Genomic DNA, 17648 nt, shown 5'->3' with positions numbered 1-17648 from the left:
GAGACCGGCACGCCTACCTCTACAATGCCCGGGTGAATACGCTCCCGCCCGCCTTCGACACCGAGATGTCCGCTTTGCTGGGCGAATACTGGCGTACCGATGATCTCTCTCGCCGTGGCTATGGCGAAGACAATTCCAAGCGATATGCGCTTCCCGTTGGCGTAGCGTTGCCGGAGACGCGCGAACAAGTCGCCTCACTGGTTCGTGTCTGTCGTCGCCATGGCGTGCCCATCGTGGCGCGCGGCGCTGGCACCAGCAGCACGGGCGCGGCGATTCCCTACAGCGGGGGCGTAGTGCTCTCGTTCGAACGCATGAACCGCATTCTGCACATCCAGCCGGGGGATCGTTACGCCGTGGTGGAGCCTGGAGTTTTGAACGGCGATCTGCAGCGTGCGCTCGCGCCGCATGGGTTGTTCTGGGCGCCAGATCCGGCCAGTGCCGATGTTTCCACCATTGGCGGCAATCTGGCCTGCAATGCCGGTGGACCGCACGCGGTGAAGTACGGCACCGCTCGCGACAACGTGCTCGCATTGACCGCCGTCAGCGGCACCGGCGAAGTGATCCATAGCGGCGGTCTCACCACCAAGAACGCGACAGGCTATGACCTGACCCGCCTGCTGGTGGGTAGCGAAGGCACGTTGGCGTTGATCGTGGAAGCCACACTGAAACTGCTGCCGCTGCCGCCGCAACGCGCCAGCCTGCGGGCGTTGTATCAAGACGTGGGTAGCGCCGCCGCGGCGGTGATGCGAGTGATGACGCAACCGATCGCGCCCGCCATGCTGGAATTCATGGACCGCGCCTGCATCCGCTTGGCGCGCGAGGTCGGCGGTGCCGATATTCCCGATGCCGGCGCACTGTTGATGATCGAAGTCGATGGAGATGAAGCGACGCTGCCGCACGCACTGGAAGCAGTGACGGTCGCCGCGCGCGGGGCCGGCCTGCTGACTTTGGATGTCGCGCCCGACGAGGCCTCGCGCGAAATCCTGTGGGCGGCGCGCAAATCCTTGTCGCCAGCGCTGCGTACTATCGCTGCGGGCAAGATCAACGAAGACGTCGTGGTGCCGGTATCGCGCATCCCAGAACTCGTCGCCGGCGTGGAGGCAATGGCGACGGAGTTCAATCTGCCCATCGTCGCCTTCGGCCATGCCGGCAACGGCAACCTGCACGTCAATATTCTTTTCGATCCGGCCGATGACGGCCAATGCCAGCGCGCCGAAGCCGCGCTTCCGCGTCTGTTCGCCCTAACGCTGAGTTTGGACGGCACACTGTCCGGCGAGCACGGCATCGGCGTGACCAAGCGTGAATTCATGCGCGATGCTTTTGGCACGCCCACGCTGGATGTCATGCGTGCGATCAAAGCCGCCTTCGATCCTGACGGCATTCTCAATCCTGGGAAAGTGTTGCCCGCGCGTTGATCCTGATATGGATGGCGGATCGAAATCGCTGCATTTATAGGAACCGCCTCTGACCGTAGGAGCGCCGTCTCGGCGCGAGCTCTTCCTGTCAGATTGCAATAGAAGCGAAGAGCTCGCGGCGGGACGCCGCTCCTGCACGAGGTTCACCATCTATCTTGAGAAATGGTCGAAGCCTTGGCGCAGAGCCTGCCACGCACGACTATCTGCATCCAGGGCCACAATGCCGCTGCCGCGTACGATGCGGCCGATGCGTGTAGCCGCGACGCCAATGGATTCGCAGACGCGAAGCAATTCATCGCGATGCGACGGCGGTGCGGTGAAGCACAGTTCGTAATCGTCGCCGCCCGCGGCCTGGAATGACCAACGTTGTGCCGTTTCGAATGCCTGCTGCAAAGCAGGCGATGCCGGCAACGATGTCATTTCGATTTCCGCCCCCACCCCGCTACGCTCGCAGATGTGACCCAGATCGGCCAACAAGCCATCGGAAATATCCACCGCCGCGTTCGCAATGCCGATCAATGCGCGGCCCACTTCAACGCGCGGTGTCGGGCGGTCCAGACGAACCCGTAACGCGGCATCCCCATGGCCACCGAGCTGCGCCAGCGCAGCGGCGGCATCGCCCAGCGTTCCGCTCACCCATATCTCATCGCCTACCTGCGCGGCATCGCGACGCAGTGCGCGACCGGGTTCAATGAAGCCCATCGCAGTGACCGAGATCGACAGCGGGCCACGCGTGGTATCGCCGCCGATCAAGGCAATATCATGCTGCCGCGCGAGTTCCAGGAACCCGTCGAGGAATGCATCGGTCCATGCGGAATCCGCTTCCGGCAGCGAGAGCGACAGCGTGCACCACGCCGGTTCCGCGCCCATCGCCGCCAAGTCGGACAAATTGACCGCCAGCGCTTTCCAGCCGACATCCGCAGGTGCGGTTTCCCCAGGAAAATGCACGCCGTCGTTGAGGGTATCGGCGGTGACGACCAGTTGCCGCCCCGAAGGCGGCTGCAGCAACGCCGCATCGTCGCCAATACCCAATACGACATCGCCGCGCTGCTGGACGCGCGCGCGGATGCGGGCAATCAGATCGAATTCGCCGAGACTCATGGCGACAGGATAGCCGGCAATCCGCGGGTAGCGATGGGCGTGAGCTTTTTCTGCCCGATCGCGACAGAAGCGAAGCCTGCCTGTTTGGCATACGGACGCGCTGCGGCGCGTTCTTGATTCGCGCGCACTGAGAAACTATCGGGGCGCGGTTAGCGGCTCTTACCCGCTTCCACGGGCCGCCATTCCACGGCGGCATGGTCCAGCACGCCGTTGACGTACGTGTGGCCATGCTCCGCACCGAAACGCTTGGAAGTTTCGATCGCCTCGTTCAGCACCACGCGGTAAGGCACGTCGATGCGGTGAAGCAGCTCATAGGCGGCAATGCGCAGCACCGCGCGCTCGATGGGGTCGACTTCTTCCACCGTGCGGTCCAAAAACGGCAGCAAGGCTTCATCCAGTTCGCGGCGATGCTTGACCACGCCGCGCACCAAGTCCTCGAAATACTCCAGATCAGCGATTTCATGCGCCTGCTCATGCGCGAACTGGGAGATCACCTGCCCCACTTCGCCACCGGACATTTGCCAGGCATACACCGCCTGCAGGGCGCGCCGACGCGCACGTGCACGAGTGACGGGGTCCACGCCGTCCTTGCGGGGGGGATGCTGATGCCGGCTCATGGCTGCTCCTGCACTGCGTTAATCATGGCAACTGCTCCAGCAGCTGCGCCATTTCCACCGCGGCCAGCGCGACTTCTTCGCCCTTGTTGCCATGGCTACCGCCTGCGCGTGCCTCGGCATCTTCGATACGGTCCACGGCCAGGACGCCGTTAAGCACCGGAATTCCGAAATCCAACTGCACCCGCATCAGGCCTTCGGCGCAACGGTCGGCCACGTGTTCGTAATGGCGGGTCTCACCGCGGATCACGCAACCCAGCGCGATGACCGCCGCATGGCCGCCTCCTGCTGCGATGCGTGCGACCGCGACAGGGATTTCCCAAGCACCCGGCACCCGGATCACATCGATAGCACCCTCGACCACACCGTTGCTGGCCAAGCTTTGACGGGCACCCGCCACCAGCACATCGGTGATGCGCGCATTCCACCGGCTGGCAATGATCGCGAAGCGGGCGCCATCAGGGGCACGCAAATCGCCTTCGTAATGAGGCATGGGGCTTGGAGTTCCTAGGGGTCGTGCAGTTTAGCAGGGAGCTGATAGCCGGGAACGGGGAACGGGGAATGTTCGATCTCAGGCACCGGAAGTCCGTGCACCTTCAGACACACGCGGAAATGCGTTCCCTGTTCCCTGCTCCCTGCTCCCTGTTCCCTGTTCCCTGTTCCCTGTTCCCTGTTCCCTGTTCCCTGTTCCCTGTTCCCTGTTCCCTGTTCCCTGTTCCCTGTTCCCTGTTCCCTATTCCCTGTTCCCCGTTCCCCGCCTCACGGCGCCACATACTCCACCACATCCAGCCCAAACCCCGCCAAACCGATCTGCCGGCGCGGGGTACCCAGCACTCGCAGCTTGCCCAGGCCAAGGTCGGCCAAGATCTGGCTGCCTGCGCCGTTGCGCCGCCATTCGGCCAGCGCACCGGCTCGGGAAGGTGCGGGTTCGGGGGATTCACGGATGCGGTCGAGGAGAGCGTCGGGCGATGTGGAATCGCCCAGCAATACCAGCGCGCCCTGCCCTTCGGCGGCGATGCGTTTGAGCACGTCACCCACCGCTGGGCCAAAGTCGGCGCGCCGCCAGTGCAGCGCGTCAGCCAGCGGATTCTGCATGTGCACGCGCACCAGGGTGGGCGTCTGCGCATCCGCCTGTCCGCGCAGCAGGGCAAAGTGCAGCCCATGGCTCAACCGGTCACGATAGGTGAACAGACGGAACGCGCCGTGCTCGGTATCGATGTCGCGCTGATCGACGCGTTCCACCGTGTGCTCGGTGCTGAGGCGATAGCTGATGAGGTCTTCGATCGAACCGATCTTCAACCCGTGCTCGCGGGCGAACACTTCCAGTTCCGCGCGGCGCGCCATGCTGCCGTCGGGGTTGAGGATCTCCACCAACACCCCAGCGGGCTCCAGACCGGCTAACAGCGCCAGGTCGGCAGCCGCTTCGGTATGGCCGGCGCGGTTCAGCACGCCGCCGGGTTGCGACATCAGTGGAAAGATATGGCCCGGCTGCGACAGGTCTTCAGGCTTGGCGTCCGGCCGCACGGCGGTACGGATGGTGTGGGCACGGTCGTAGGCGGAGATGCCGGTGGTGACGCCTTCGGCCGCTTCGATGCTGACGGTGAAGTTGGTGTGGTGCTGCGAAGTGTTGTCCTGGACCATCGGCGGCAGGCCCAACTGACGGCAACGTTCGCGCGTCAGCGACAAACAGACCAGGCCACGTGCGTGGGTCACCATGAAATTGATGTCCGACGGCTTGACCAGTTCGGCGGCCATGATCAGATCGCCCTCGTTCTCGCGGTCTTCATCATCGACGATGACGACCATGCGGCCGTTGCGGATTTCTTCTAGTAATTCGGGGATTGGAGCGAAGGACATGGGTATTCCAAAGAAAAGTGGTACTTGTCATGCAGCCGGATTCAACAGCTGAATGGATGGCCAAGCCGGGAACATCTGGCTGCTTTTGTTTTTTGCCGTTTCTGTTCGCGGTCCAAAGAAAGCAAAAGCAAAATGGATCCCAGCCTGACCAGCCATTCGGCTGTTAGAAGCCGCTGGGATGACGACTGAAGATCTCAAGAAATGGACGTACCCTGCAGAAGCCGCTCCACGTAGCGCGCAACCAGATCGATTTCCAGATTCACAGCGTCGCCCACGCCTGTCTGCGAGAAAGCGGTGTGCGAGACGGTATGCGGAATCAACGCGACTTCGAAGCCTTCGTTGTCCACCTCGTTAACGGTCAGGCTGACCCCATCCACGCAGATGGACCCTTTCTTGGCGATATAGCGCAGCAGCGGAGCCGGCGCGGAAAAGCGCCAACGCTGCGCGCGTGCATCTTCACGGATGTCGATCACAGTGCCCATTCCATCGACATGCCCACTGACCAGATGGCCACCCAGCCGATCAGTGGGAAGCATCGCGCGTTCAAGGTTGACCAGCGCGCCCGGCTTCAGAGCGCCCAGCGTGGTCAGCGACAAGGTTTCGTTGGAAGCATCCGCGTGAAACGAAGCCTTATCGAACTCCACCACCGTCAGGCAGACGCCATTGACGGCGATGCTCTCGCCCAGGCGCACGTCCGTGAATGGCAGCGTGCCCACCTCGATGATCAACCGTGCGTCGCCCCCGCGAACTTCCGAATCACGCAGGCGACCTACGCCTTCGATGATGCCGGTGAACATCAGCGCACCTCCAAGATAGGCATTGCATGCGCGGCGCTATCGGATTTTGTCCGCGCCGTCCGTCGCCCCTCATGGGACTGCAAGAAAACGAAAATGCCCACGGCGCTCATTTCCAACGAGCGGTGGGTGGATTCACGGTGCGGCACTGGGTTCGACTTGAACATGGAAAACGTTTCTCGCAAAAGGCAAAAGCGAAAAACGCCCCAAGGCATGAGGCAGGCAGGCGAACGCAAGGTCTTGGACCTTGCGCAATCGCGCACCGCCGTCTTCTTTCATCCGGACTATGACCGTCGGCTCCGGCATTGGACCGGATCTGCTGACCTTCCGGCGGGGCCGGAAGCGCTCGCGGGCTCGTCGCTATCGATCCAGAACGAATTCGGCTTGAAATCGACCGGACCCATCCCCCACCCTTGCCCTCCCCCGCAGTGCGAGGCAGGGAAAATGGAAGGCGCTCTACCGAGCGCCGCATCTCTAAGCAACCTACCGCCGGTGGGGAATCGCACCCCGCCCTGAAGACGTTACGTGTGCCGGCGAACCGGCGCCCGCATTCTAGCACCGCGTCCTCCTACGCTCTTTCGGACGGACCGTTCCGGATTTCGTAGCCAAGCGGAAGTAGGCAAACGGTCAAAATGGCGCCAAGCGTCAATGGGCACCCGCGCCAGCTTCCTTGCGAATACGCGCACTTATGTCGCAGCTTGCAGGGCGAAGCAGCGCGTTTCGGACTCGTGCGGCCCTTTCAGGCGGTGGTCAGCCCAGGCTCTCTTGGCCTGCGGAAAGCGTCGGCTTGCGACGCAAATGCAGCACCAGTGGCCAGCGCAAGGTACGTACCGTCATCGGATCGCCCCAGGCTTCGGCCAGCTCCGCCGCATGGGTTTCCACCGGGTCGCGCCCTGTCGCGGCGCGGTAACACGCGGTCGCCGACAGGCTGCCGAAATACCCCAAAAGATGCGGCAGGGTCCAATCGGCGGTGAGCCATAGATTGGGGGCGGGCAAGGCTTCGAATGGCCAGGGGTAGTCGCTGTAGCCCAGATCCACGTCGTTGCGTTCCGGCGGCCAGTAATCGTCGATGTCGTCGCGGATGTTTTCCGCGGCCTCGGCCATGTCGTCGGAAAACACGATGTCCTGATACGTCCAAGCGGCCAGCACACCGCCCGGTTGCAACACACGCTCGCAACTGGCGAAGAATGCTTTCCGCTCGAACCAGTGCAGTGCCTGCGCCACGGCTATCAATCCCACGCTGCAGTCCGGCAATGCGGTGGTTTCGGCCAGTTCCACCGCCACGGTGACGTTGCTGTTTTTATCTTGCGCCGCCCAATGGCGTTCGATCTGCGCGGCACTGGGATCGGTAGCGTAGACATGAGCGAAGCGCTGGCTGAGGCCGCGAGTGGCTTGGCCGCTGCCGCAGCCGGGCTCCCAAACGTCGGCGGTGGCGGGCACCACGGCCGTGATCGCATCGTACAGTGCGTCCGGATAGGTTGGCCGCGACGAGGCATAGGCCTGGGCGATACCGGAAAAGTGATCTTTGAAAGACGTCATGGGGTTTTCCGAAGTCCGTCAGGCCGGCGCTACCGGTCGCAACAGGAGGCGGTGATCTTCGCCAATTGCACGCGAGTCGACAATCTTCAGATGCATCCGCTGGGCCATCGCGTCGATTCCCAGTCCACCGAACAGTGGACGAGCGCGATCACCCAGCAGAACCGGCGCCACGTACAGCAACAGCTCATCGGCAAGCCCGGCGGCAACGAAAGCGCCCGCCAAGGTGGCGCCCGCTTCCACCTGGACCTCGTTGATGCCACGGGCCGCCAATAATTCCAAGACGGCCTTCAGGTCGAAATTGCTGCCGATCGCCGGTGCCACCATGCGCTCGGCATCCATGGCCCGGGGTGGTTTGACATCCGCGGTGTGGATGTAAAGCGTGGGCGCATCGCCTTCGCGCACTTTTCCGCGTGCGACCGTCGCCAGCCCCGGGTCCAGCACCACCCGTGTCGGCGGCACGAACGGCGTGTCGTCGCCCAGGCGCACCGTAAGCGAGGGGTCGTCCGCCAGCACTGTGCCCGCGCCGGTCAGGATGGCGCCTGCGCGCGCGCGCCAGCGCTGTACGTCAAGGCGCGAGGCTTCACCACTGATCCACTTGGAATCCCCGCTGGCCGTCGCGGTGCGGCCGTCCAGGCTGGTGGCCAGCTTCACCCTCAACCAGGGCCGGCCGCGCTCCACCCGCGAGAGGAACCCACGGTTGACCTGGCGCGCCTGGGCTTCCATCAATCCCGACTCCGTCGCGATGCCCGACGCCCGCAGCCGATCGAAACCGGCGCCATCCACCTGCGGGAATGGATCGCGCATGGCGGCGACCACCCGCGATACGCCCGCTGCGATCAATGCATCCGCGCAGGGTCCGGTGCGGCCGGTATGCGCGCAAGGTTCCAGCGTCACATAAGCGGTGGCGCCTTTGACACGCTCGCCCGCCGCCTGCAGCGCGTAAACCTCGGCATGCGGTTCGCCGGCACGCTGGTGAAAACCTTCGCCGATGACTTCCCCATCGCGGACGATCACACAGCCCACCATCGGGTTGGGCTTGGTGGTGTAGGCGCCACGTTCGGCCAAGCGCAGCGCGCGCGCCATGCACTGGTGATCGAATGCGGTGAACGTCGTTTCAGTCACGGGGAATATCCTGGTTGCTGCTTAGTCAGAAAGTAATCGGTTCACTGCCGCGCCTGGTTTCTATCGCCACCCAGCTTCTATCGTCACCTGACAGGAAGAGCTCGCGGCCAGAGGCCGCTCCTACCTGGCATGGAAGCGGTCCTTAGAGTCACAAGACACCAAATCGATAGCCATCACGGTAACGAATAACGGACCCAGCTGCAGTTGGTCGTGCACTTGCCAACCCAAGGCGCGGTAATAGTCGACCGCGTCCGTGCAGTACAGGTAGAGCCGATCAATCCCCAGAGCCGCCGCCTCCTGCACGCAACGCGTCACCAGCAGGCGACCCGCGCCATGCCGGCGCGCTTCCGGTTTGACGTACAGGCTGGCCAGCCAGGGCGAGTACTGGCGAATATCGTCGTGATCGTTCTGCAGCAGGCTGACCGAACCCAGCCAATCGCCATCACCTATTGCTATCAGCGTGGTGGGAATGGCGCGGCGGCGATCATGCGTTCTCAGTTCGTCCAGTGCCTGCTCGACCGTCCAATCCGGAAGCAAACCACCAAAGGCGTCCACATGGGCCTGCGCCAAGGCCGGTGCGAGTGAAGGATGATCGCAAAGATAGGCGATTTCCACGCCAGCTTAGCGTTTCTTGTTCTTATCGATAGGCACGATATCCGCACCCAACAACGGTAGCTGGCCGCTAGCGGTGGGCAGATCGCGCTCGAGCTTTTCGATTTCCTCGCGAAAGTCGGCTACATCTTCAAAACTGCGATAGACCGACGCGAAGCGCACGTAACCGACGTGGTCCAGTTTGCGCAATTCGTTCATCACAAATTCGCCGATGCGGCGCGAAGGCAATTCGCGCTCGCCGCTCATTCGAATGTTGTGCACCACCGCGCGGACGGCAGATTCGATCTGCTCTTCCGACACCGGCCGCTTCTGCAACGCGCGATCGAAGCCGGCGCGCAGCTTGCGGGCATCGAATGTATCGCGGCGGCCATCGCTCTTGATTACCGCCGGCAGCTTGATCTCGATGTTCTCCAGCGTGCTGAAACGCTCCCCGCAAGCCTCGCACTCGCGGCGGCGCCGAATCGTCGCGCCGTCTTCGGAAACGCGCGAATCGATAACGCGGGTGTCTGTGTGCTGGCAGAAGGGGCAGTGCATCAGAGCGCCGGGGAACGGGGAACGGGGAACGGGGAATGAGCTCCTGCGGACACGGATGCGCTACGGCGTTGCAGAGAGTTTTTCATTGCCTGCAAGAGCATGGAAACCGATCGATGCTGCGCTAAGCAAGGATCTGCATGCTTGCGTTCGACAAAACCCAGCCTCAACGCCAACAGTATTTGCGTTTGTATCTCTGCAAGTGAGCCAGCCGCCATGGACAGGAAGCGGAGATAGTCACGTATAGAACCGCGCCCATTACCTTCGGCAATGCAAGATGGCACTGACATAGAGGCGCGCTTAAGCTGACTCGTCAGCCCAAAACGTTCATCAGCGGGAAATCGCTGTACCAGCTGATAAACCTGTTCGGTCAGTACCATCGCCTCCTCCCAAACTCGCAACTCACGAAAGTCCGTCGCCATTTCCAACCTCCTTGTTGTCTATCAGTTCATCCCGAACCGTCATTCCCTGTTCCCCGCTCCCTGGTCCCGCTTCTCTCAGCCATAAACCGGAAACTGCCTGCACTGCTTGGTCACGTTCTCACGCACCGAAGCGATGACATTCTCATCCTTCGGATTGTCCAGGACGTCGCAGATCCAGTTGGCCAAGGCTACGCAGTCGGGTTCCAGATAGCCGCGCGTGGTGACCGCCGGGGTACCGATGCGCAGGCCGGAGGTGACGAAGGGCTTCTGCGGGTCGTTGGGCACGGCGTTCTTGTTGACGGTGATATGAGCCTTGCCCAGCGCGGCTTCCGCGTCCTTGCCGGTGATGCCCTTGCCGATCATGTCGACCAGCATCAGGTGATTCTGAGTGCCGCCGGAGACGATCTTGTAGCCACGCTTGATGATGGTCTCGGCCATCGCCTGGGCGTTCTTCACCACCTGCTGCTGGTACGTGGTGAATTCCGGCTCCAGCGCTTCCTTGAACGCCACGGCCTTGGCGGCGATCACGTGCATCAGCGGACCGCCCTGGATTCCCGGGAAAACGATGCTCTGAAGTTTCTTCTCGATCTCTTCACCCGCATCGCCGCTGCCCTGGCGACTGGACAGGATGATGCCGCCGCGTGGACCGCGCAGCGTCTTGTGCGTGGTGGACGTCACCACGTGCGCATGCGGCAGCGGATTGGGATACACACCGGCGGCGACCAGGCCGGCGACGTGCGCCATGTCCACGAACAGATACGCACCCACCTTGTCGGCGATGGCGCGGAAACGCGACCAATCGATGACTTGCGAATACGCGGAGAAGCCCGCCACCACCATCTTCGGCTTGTGCTCCACCGCCAGTTTCTCGACTTCGTCGTAGTCGATCATGCCCTGGTCATTCACGCCGTACTGCACGGCATTGAACAGCTTGCCGGAGGCATTCACCTTGGCGCCGTGGGTCAGGTGACCGCCGTGGGCCAGCGACATGCCCAGGATGGTGTCGCCCGGATTCAGCAGGGCGAAGTAGACCGCCTGGTTGGCTTGCGAACCGGAGTGCGGCTGCACGTTGGCATAGTCCGCGGTAAACAGCTGCTTGACGCGGTCAATGGCCAGCTGCTCGGCCACGTCGACGAATTCACAACCGCCGTAGTAGCGCTTGTGGGGGTAGCCTTCGGCGTACTTGTTGGTCAGCACGCTGCCCTGGGCTTCCAGCACCCGGGGGCTGGCGTAATTCTCGCTGGCGATCAGCTCGACATGGTCTTCCTGCCGCTGGGCTTCGGACGCGATGGCCGCAGCCAGTTCAGGGTCATAACCTTCGATACGGGCGTCGCGCGGGAACATCGTCACTCCAAGGCGGGAATCGGGGCCTGGGATTGTAACGGTTCCGACCATGTTGGATGGGCTGCTCCCGCTGGCGGCGGGTTTCGTGAGGGCAGCTGCCTCCCGCCACCCCAATCGCTCCCTCCCTGCTCAACCGCATCTTTCCGATAAGGCTCGTAACGCTCAGAAATGGGCGCCCACCACTCGAAAATTGGCATGCCACCCCCATATCCGCGATAATCCGGATATCCCGATTTCCTTTTCGCGGCCCCTGCCCCAGGCAGGCCGTCGCTGACCGTCTGCGGAGTTTCATCGCCAATGTCGCAATACATCTACACCATGAACGGCGTCAGCAAGACCGTGCCGCCGAAGCGCCAAATCATCAAGGACATCTCGCTGTCGTTCTTCCCGGGCGCGAAGATCGGCCTGCTGGGCCTGAACGGCGCCGGCAAGTCGACCGTTCTGAGGATCATGGCCGGCGTGGACAAGGACTTCCAGGGCGAGGCCCGTCCGCAGCCCGGCATCAAGGTCGGCTATCTGGCGCAGGAGCCCGAACTGGATGCGAACAAAACCGTGCGCGAAGCAGTAGAGGAAGGCGTCGGCGAAGTCCTGCAGGCGCAGGCCGCGCTGGATCGCGTCTACGAAGCCTACGCCGAGGAAGGCGCCGATTTCGACAAGCTGGCCGCCGAACAGCAGCGCCTGGAAGCCATCCTGGCCGCCGGCGATGCGCATACGTTGGAACATCAGCTGGAAGTTGCCGCGGACGCGCTGCGCCTGCCGCCGTGGGACGCGGTGGTCGGCAAGCTGTCCGGTGGCGAAAAGCGCCGCGTGGCGCTGTGCCGCCTGCTGCTGCAGAAGCCGGACATGCTGCTGCTGGACGAACCCACCAACCACTTGGACGCCGAGTCGGTGGAATGGCTGGAGCAGTTCCTGGCCCGTTACACCGGCACCGTGGTGGCGGTCACCCACGACCGCTACTTCCTGGACAACGCGGCCGAGTGGATCCTGGAACTGGACCGCGGCCGCGGCATTCCGTGGAAAGGCAACTACACCGACTGGCTGGTGCAGAAGGACGAGCGCCTGAAGCAGGAAGACAACCAGGAAAAGGCCCGCCAGAAAGCGATCCAAAAGGAACTGGAATGGTCGCGGCAGAATGCCAAGGGCGGCCGCAGCAAGGGCAAAGCCCGTCTTGCCCGCCTGGACGAGCTGCAATCGGTCGATTACCAGCGCCGCAACGAAACCAATGAAATCTTCATTCCCCCTGGCGAGCGCCTGGGCAACAGCGTCATCGAGTTCAAGAACGTCTCCAAGAAGTTCGGCGACCGCTTGCTGATCGACAACTTGAGCTTCATCGTGCCGCCTGGCGCCATCGTCGGCATCATCGGCCCCAACGGCGCGGGCAAATCGACGCTGTTCAAGATGATCACCGGGCAGGAAAAGCCCGATTCGGGCCAGATCGCCATGGGCCCGACCGTCAAGCTGGCCTACGTGGACCAGAGCCGCGAAAAGCTGGAAGGCAACCACAACGTCTTCCAGGAAGTTTCCGGCGGCCTGGACATCCTTAACATCAACGGTGTGGAAATCCAGTCGCGTGCGTACATCGGCCGCTTCAACTTCAAGGGCCAGGACCAGCAGAAGATGGTCGGCTCACTGTCGGGTGGTGAACGCGGCCGCCTGCATATGGCCAAGACGCTGTTGCAGGGCGGCAACGTGCTGCTGCTGGACGAACCGTCCAACGACCTGGACATCGAAACGCTGCGCGCGCTGGAAGACGCCTTGCTTGAGTTCCCGGGCAACACCTTCGTGATTTCGCATGACCGCTGGTTCCTGGATCGTATCGCCACCCACATCCTGGCGTTCGAAGGCGACTCGCACGTGGAGTTCTTCCAGGGCAACTACCGCGAATACGAAGAAGACAAGAAGCGCCGGCTGGGCGAAGAAGGCGCCAAGCCCCACCGCCTAAGGTTCAAGGCACTCAAGTGACGTGATGGCCCGTGCGCAAAGCGCACGGCTTTGCCATCCCGTCACCCCGGCGCAGGCCGGGGTCCAGCGCCGTTGCTGTTAGCTGTTAGCTGTTAGCTGTTAGCTGTTAGCTGTTAGCTGTTAGCTGTTAGCTGTTAGCTGTTAGCTGTTAGCTTTGCTGCTGACTATTGAATCAACAGACAAAAACAGAAAAACGCCGGTCACACCACCGGCGTTTTTTCTTTTTGTATCTCCACATCAGCCGCCTAACCTTCCCACCCAGCCCGATGAGCCTATTCAACAGCGAACCTACCGTCCGGCGACCTTACGTCAACTAAAACCAAGACATCTAGTCAAGGTATAAGCCAAGGCACTGGGTCCCGGCATACGCCGGGATGACGGATGACGGATGACGGATGACGGATGACGGATGACGGATAGCGGATGACGCCACGGTCGATCAGCGGCGAAGCAACCGCGCAGCACAAACCGCCAAAAAATGCGCCCAAATAACGCCAAACACCCCCGCACGCGTAAACCAACTACGCTGCCCAGCCTCGAACTTACCGAAGTAGCGCCATAACCCACGATGCTTGTGCCATTCAACAAACACCGGACGGGCGCGACTGGAAACACCGCGAATATGCACCACCCGGATGTCATTGGCGACCGCCACGACAGCACCGACTTGGCGCGCGCGGCGACAGATATCCATGTCTTCGGCATGCAGGCGGTAGCCTTCATCCAAGCCTTGCAGCCGATCGAACAAGCTGCGCGGCATCAGCATCAGTGCGCCGGACACCGCATCAACCGGCTGCAAGCGCACACTGTCGTCCACAGGCACACCCAGGCGCGACGCCGCGGCAGGTGACGTCAGCATCGCTGCAAAATCAGGATCGCGGCGGCGCGCGGCCACGTCGCGGACACCTGCCTCGTCGACCAGGTCGACGCCCAGCAACGCATCGCCAAAGTTTTCAGCATGCGCGCGCAGTCGCGACAAGGTATCGGGCTCGACCAGCAAGTCAGGATTGATGAAGGCAAGCCACGGTGATTGCGTATCTTTCGCGCCCTGATTGCAGCCCACCGCAAAGCCGGGGTTGTCAGGATTGGCGACGAAGCGTACGCGTGAATCGGACACCGCGTGGCGTTGCACGATGTCCAGCGTGCCATCCTCGGAGGCGTTGTCGATAACGCGAATCTCGGCGACATCATGCGCCACGCGCAGTCGCATCAAGCATTCGTCAATAGTGGAGGCGCTTTCGTGAGTAACCACGATGGCGGCTACCGCCACCGCGCCCAGATCAGTGGAAGAGTTCACGCTGCGGCTCCGGCGATCCTATTTCGGCATACAACGCGCCCAGCCGTTCACGCGGCTGGCGCAGCGGATCGTTCATCAGGAAGCCCGCCAAGCGCGGGTGCCAGGCCGGCCAACGCGCGTTGATCGCATCCATGTCGCCATCTGCGGGCCGGCCCTCGCCACCACGCGCGACGAATGCGGTCTCGCACAGCACGTTGCGCCAACCCAGCCCGGCTAAACGCAACGAAAGGTCGATCAGCGCGGCGTACCAGGAGCCGTAGCTGCTCGCATCCAGGCCGCCGACCTTCTGGCGTGCACTGCCGCGCAACGCGACCGCATGCGCGACCGCCGCCGGTAGCTCCGGGTGCAATGGCGGCATTGCGGCGCAGGCTTGCGCGGTGCGGAGGAAATCCATGGGTGGTGAGGAAACCTCACCCAAACGAGGCCATGCTGCCGATTCGCCCGCGTTGCACCATGGGGTGGCAGTCGCGATAGCGGCATCACGCGCCAGACAAGCACCGAGTTGCTGCAACCAACCCGGCAATGGTTGGGCATCCGGCGCCAACACCACGACGTCGGCATCGGCGCAGGCGGCCAACATCTCGTCCAGATGCGCGACTTCGCCGGCCATGCGCGGCCGGCGTGTGTAATTGGCTTGCAAGCAGGTGCGTTTCAGCCAGCGCTCGATGATGGCCAATCCGCGTGGACCGGCTTGCGCATCGTCGGCCAGCCACACGCGGGTGCCTGCTGGCGTTCCGGCTTCCAATGCGCCCAGGCAGGCATCCAATGCATCGTCGTCGACACCGACTGGCAACAGGACGACAGGCAGTATGGAGGCCGGCCGTTCGCTCACTTCTTCGGCGCGCGCAAGGGTTCCAGGGCGCGGAAGCGCTGGCCGTATTCGTCGGTCAGATTGCGCGCTTCCAACGGGTTACGGACGATGGTGGGGGTCAGCAGGATGATCGTTTCATTGCGCCGGTTATTGACACTCTGCCGCCCAAACAATGCACCGATGATCGGTAACCGGCTCAAGCCGGGAAATCCGGTCGAACCCTTGACGGCGCTATCATCGATCAGACCTGCCAGCATCACCGTGTCGCCCGCCTGCACGGCGGCTTCGGTCTTCATGCGCCGTGTATTGATGGATCGGTTTCCGTTCGCATCACGATCCCCGCTAGGCGAACTCACTTCCTGCACGATATCCAGGAATACCATGCCGTCCTTGGTGACGCGTGGACGCACCTTCAAGATGACGCCGGTATCCAGATACTGCACCTGGCTGTAGGTGGTATCGGTGTTGCTGCCAGGATTGACGTTGACCGAATTGATCGGAATCCGGCTACCGACGTTCAACGTGGCTTCGGCGTTGTTACGCACGAATATGGAGGGTGTCTGCAGCAGGCGCACATCGGAGACCTGATCCAGCGCCGAGATAATCGCTGCCGCATTGCGGCCCAGGAAGGTCCAGCTGAAACCGGGGGCCACGCCGCCCACCTGGCTGCCGCTGACATTGCCAGCCAATCCGCTCCAGGTCGTGCGATTTACCGCATCGGGCAGTCCAGCATCGGTCACTGCGCGCTCGAAATACCAGTTCACGCCGTAACTCAGCTCGCCAGACAACGTGACCTCGGCGATCTGCGCCTCAATGTGCACCTGCATTGGCATCACATCGAGTTTCTCCACCACGTCCTGGATCGACTTCCAGGCCGACGCGGTGGAGCGCACCAGCAGCGTATTGGTTTCTTCCACCGCCGATACGCCGACACGATTGCCGTCGACCTCCAGTGTGACGCTGCCGCTGCCGCCGCCTTCGCGCGGACCCAGCGACAGCGAGCCACCACCCAGGCCACCACCACTGCCGCCTGAGCCGCCGCCCGAACCACCGAAGTCGACACTGCTGTTGCGGCCATCCATGCCGCCGTCGTTGATCTGTACCGGATCTGTGCCCGGCATCAGTGACACGTTGCCGGGGCCGCCAGTATCGCGGCCAGAACCGCCACTACCGCCACCGAACACTTCCGCCAATCGCTGTGCCAGCTCCTTGGCTTTGATGTACTTCAGCTCGTAGGAGAACAGGCGCGCGCCTTCACCGGAACCATCGATGCGTTCCATCCATTCCTGGATATCGTCCAAATAGGCGGCTTGCGGCGTGATCACCAGCACCGCGTTGGCGCCTTCCAGCGGCATGAAGCGGAACATGCCGGCGCTGGGCGTCTTGCTGTTCTCGCCAAAGACCTTTTCCAGATCGGCGACTACCTTGGTGGCGCGACTGCTCTGCAAGGGGAACACGCCCACTGACATGCCGGCAAGCCAATCCACGTCGAAGATCTCCACCGTGCGCAGGTAGTTTTCCAACTCCGAGCGGGTGCCGGCCAGCGTGATCACATTGCGGGCGGGATCGATGTTGACGATGGCGTTGGCGCGAGCGTACGGCTCCAGCACCTTCTTCATCTCGCTAGCGGAAATGAAACGCAGCGGCACCACTCGCACTTCGTAGCCGCGCGCGTTGGCGGGAGCGCCGGTGCGCGGAGCCACCGAGCCGCTCAGGTTCTGCTCGTTGGGCACGATGCTGTAGCGGCCGTCGCTGTACACCATGCGCGCGTTGTTCCAGCTGAGCACCTGCTCCAGCACGCTCAGCGCCTCAGCCGGAGATACCGGCTTGGAAGTCGTGTAGGTCACGGTGCCTTGCACGCCCGGTGCGATGACGTAGTTCTGTCCCAACATGTCGCCCAGGATGGCTTTGACCACGGCGTGCAGCGATTCGCCTTCGAAATTGAAGGTCGCCGTGCCTGTGCGGGCGTTCGCCAGCGAAGGCAGCGGCGCGGCAGCGGCGCTGCGGTTGATCATCTGCCCGCTACCGCGGCGTATCACCGCCTGCGGCCCGCTTTGCGGTTCTTCCGAAGTGGCCATGGGCAAGGTCTGCGCCGTACCGGGCTGGGCCTCTCCGCTGCCAGGCTGTTGAGTGCCGCCCCGCCGTATGTCGGGCGCGGGCGTGGTGGCGCAGGCCGCCAGCAGCCCGACGCATAGGGAAATCAAAATCACGCGTAGGTTCATGCCTG

The 17648-nt window shown here is 62.7% G+C and carries 16 protein-coding genes and 1 riboswitch; of the genes, 2 read left to right on the top strand and 14 right to left on the bottom strand.

The genetic code is table 11. The annotated features are described in order from the left end of the window. Positions 1-65: 65 nt before the first annotated feature. Positions 66-1415 carry an FAD-binding oxidoreductase gene (locus AB6O04_RS04685; protein ID WP_368562872.1) on the top strand — a complete coding sequence of 450 codons (1350 nt, stop codon included), beginning with the start codon at positions 66-68 and terminating at the stop codon, positions 1413-1415. Positions 1416-1565: 150 nt separating this feature from the next. On the opposite strand, the gene thiL is transcribed toward AB6O04_RS04685, so the two are convergent. The 11 genes from thiL to glyA all read right to left on the bottom strand — a co-directional run bounded on the left by thiL (position 1566) and on the right by glyA (position 11351). Beyond that, on the bottom strand, positions 1566-2516 hold the full coding sequence (gene thiL, locus AB6O04_RS04680) for a thiamine-phosphate kinase (RefSeq protein WP_368562622.1): 951 nt from the start codon (positions 2514-2516) through the stop codon (positions 1566-1568). Between the two features lie 149 nt (positions 2517-2665). After that, complete coding sequence (gene nusB, locus AB6O04_RS04675; protein ID WP_368562621.1) at positions 2666-3133, bottom strand: transcription antitermination factor NusB; 468 nt, start codon at positions 3131-3133, stop codon at positions 2666-2668. Positions 3134-3155: 22 nt separating this feature from the next. Further along, complete coding sequence (gene ribH, locus AB6O04_RS04670; RefSeq protein WP_368562619.1) at positions 3156-3623, bottom strand: 6,7-dimethyl-8-ribityllumazine synthase; 468 nt, start codon at positions 3621-3623, stop codon at positions 3156-3158. 266 nt (positions 3624-3889) lie between these two features. Beyond that, the gene (gene ribB / locus AB6O04_RS04665; protein ID WP_368562617.1) at positions 3890-4987 is read right to left on the bottom strand and encodes a 3,4-dihydroxy-2-butanone-4-phosphate synthase; all 1098 of its coding nucleotides are present in this window, start codon (positions 4985-4987) and stop codon (positions 3890-3892) included. A gap of 194 nt (positions 4988-5181) precedes the next feature. Continuing rightward, the gene (locus AB6O04_RS04660) at positions 5182-5784 is read right to left on the bottom strand and encodes a riboflavin synthase (protein WP_368562615.1); all 603 of its coding nucleotides are present in this window, start codon (positions 5782-5784) and stop codon (positions 5182-5184) included. A 260-nt stretch (positions 5785-6044) separates the two neighbouring features. Continuing rightward, positions 6045-6305, bottom strand: a riboswitch (FMN riboswitch). Between the two features lie 226 nt (positions 6306-6531). Then, positions 6532-7320, bottom strand: a complete 789-nt coding sequence (locus AB6O04_RS04655) for a class I SAM-dependent methyltransferase (RefSeq protein WP_368562614.1) — start codon at positions 7318-7320, stop codon at positions 6532-6534. Between the two features lie 18 nt (positions 7321-7338). After that, complete coding sequence (gene ribD / locus AB6O04_RS04650) at positions 7339-8403, bottom strand: bifunctional diaminohydroxyphosphoribosylaminopyrimidine deaminase/5-amino-6-(5-phosphoribosylamino)uracil reductase RibD (protein WP_368562871.1); 1065 nt, start codon at positions 8401-8403, stop codon at positions 7339-7341. A gap of 159 nt (positions 8404-8562) precedes the next feature. Continuing rightward, complete coding sequence (locus tag AB6O04_RS04645) at positions 8563-9057, bottom strand: GNAT family N-acetyltransferase (protein WP_368562612.1); 495 nt, start codon at positions 9055-9057, stop codon at positions 8563-8565. A gap of 6 nt (positions 9058-9063) precedes the next feature. After that, on the bottom strand, positions 9064-9588 hold the full coding sequence (gene nrdR, locus AB6O04_RS04640) for a transcriptional regulator NrdR (RefSeq protein WP_368562611.1): 525 nt from the start codon (positions 9586-9588) through the stop codon (positions 9064-9066). Further along, positions 9588-10007, bottom strand: a complete 420-nt coding sequence (locus tag AB6O04_RS04635) for a four helix bundle protein (RefSeq protein WP_368562609.1) — start codon at positions 10005-10007, stop codon at positions 9588-9590. The genes nrdR and AB6O04_RS04635 overlap by 1 nt, the downstream gene beginning before the upstream one ends. A gap of 75 nt (positions 10008-10082) precedes the next feature. Next, positions 10083-11351, bottom strand: a complete 1269-nt coding sequence (gene glyA, locus AB6O04_RS04630; RefSeq protein WP_368562608.1) for a serine hydroxymethyltransferase — start codon at positions 11349-11351, stop codon at positions 10083-10085. A gap of 297 nt (positions 11352-11648) precedes the next feature. On the opposite strand from glyA, the gene ettA reads away from it, so the two are divergent. Further along, positions 11649-13313, top strand: coding sequence for an energy-dependent translational throttle protein EttA (ettA, locus tag AB6O04_RS04625; RefSeq protein WP_368562607.1), 1665 nt, complete (start codon positions 11649-11651; stop codon positions 13311-13313). Between the two features lie 439 nt (positions 13314-13752). On the opposite strand, the gene AB6O04_RS04620 is transcribed toward ettA, so the two are convergent. Genes AB6O04_RS04620 through gspD form a run of 3 tightly spaced genes read right to left on the bottom strand, consistent with a single transcriptional unit; the run spans position 13753 to position 17643 of the window. Beyond that, positions 13753-14592, bottom strand: a complete 840-nt coding sequence (locus AB6O04_RS04620; RefSeq protein WP_368562870.1) for a glycosyltransferase — start codon at positions 14590-14592, stop codon at positions 13753-13755. Position 14593: 1 nt separating this feature from the next. After that, entirely contained in the window at positions 14594-15421 is an 828-nt protein-coding gene (locus AB6O04_RS04615) for a glycosyltransferase family 2 protein (protein WP_368562869.1), read from the bottom strand. A gap of 17 nt (positions 15422-15438) precedes the next feature. After that, entirely contained in the window at positions 15439-17643 is a 2205-nt protein-coding gene (gspD, locus tag AB6O04_RS04610) for a type II secretion system secretin GspD (RefSeq protein ID WP_368562606.1), read from the bottom strand. Positions 17644-17648: the final 5 nt, after the last annotated feature.

This window comes from Pseudoxanthomonas sp. UTMC 1351 (assembly GCF_040948865.1).
Classification (GTDB): domain Bacteria; phylum Pseudomonadota; class Gammaproteobacteria; order Xanthomonadales; family Xanthomonadaceae; genus Pseudoxanthomonas_A.
The sequence above is the reverse complement of the archived record's forward strand: the minus strand, read 5'-3'. Positions and strand labels throughout refer to the sequence as shown.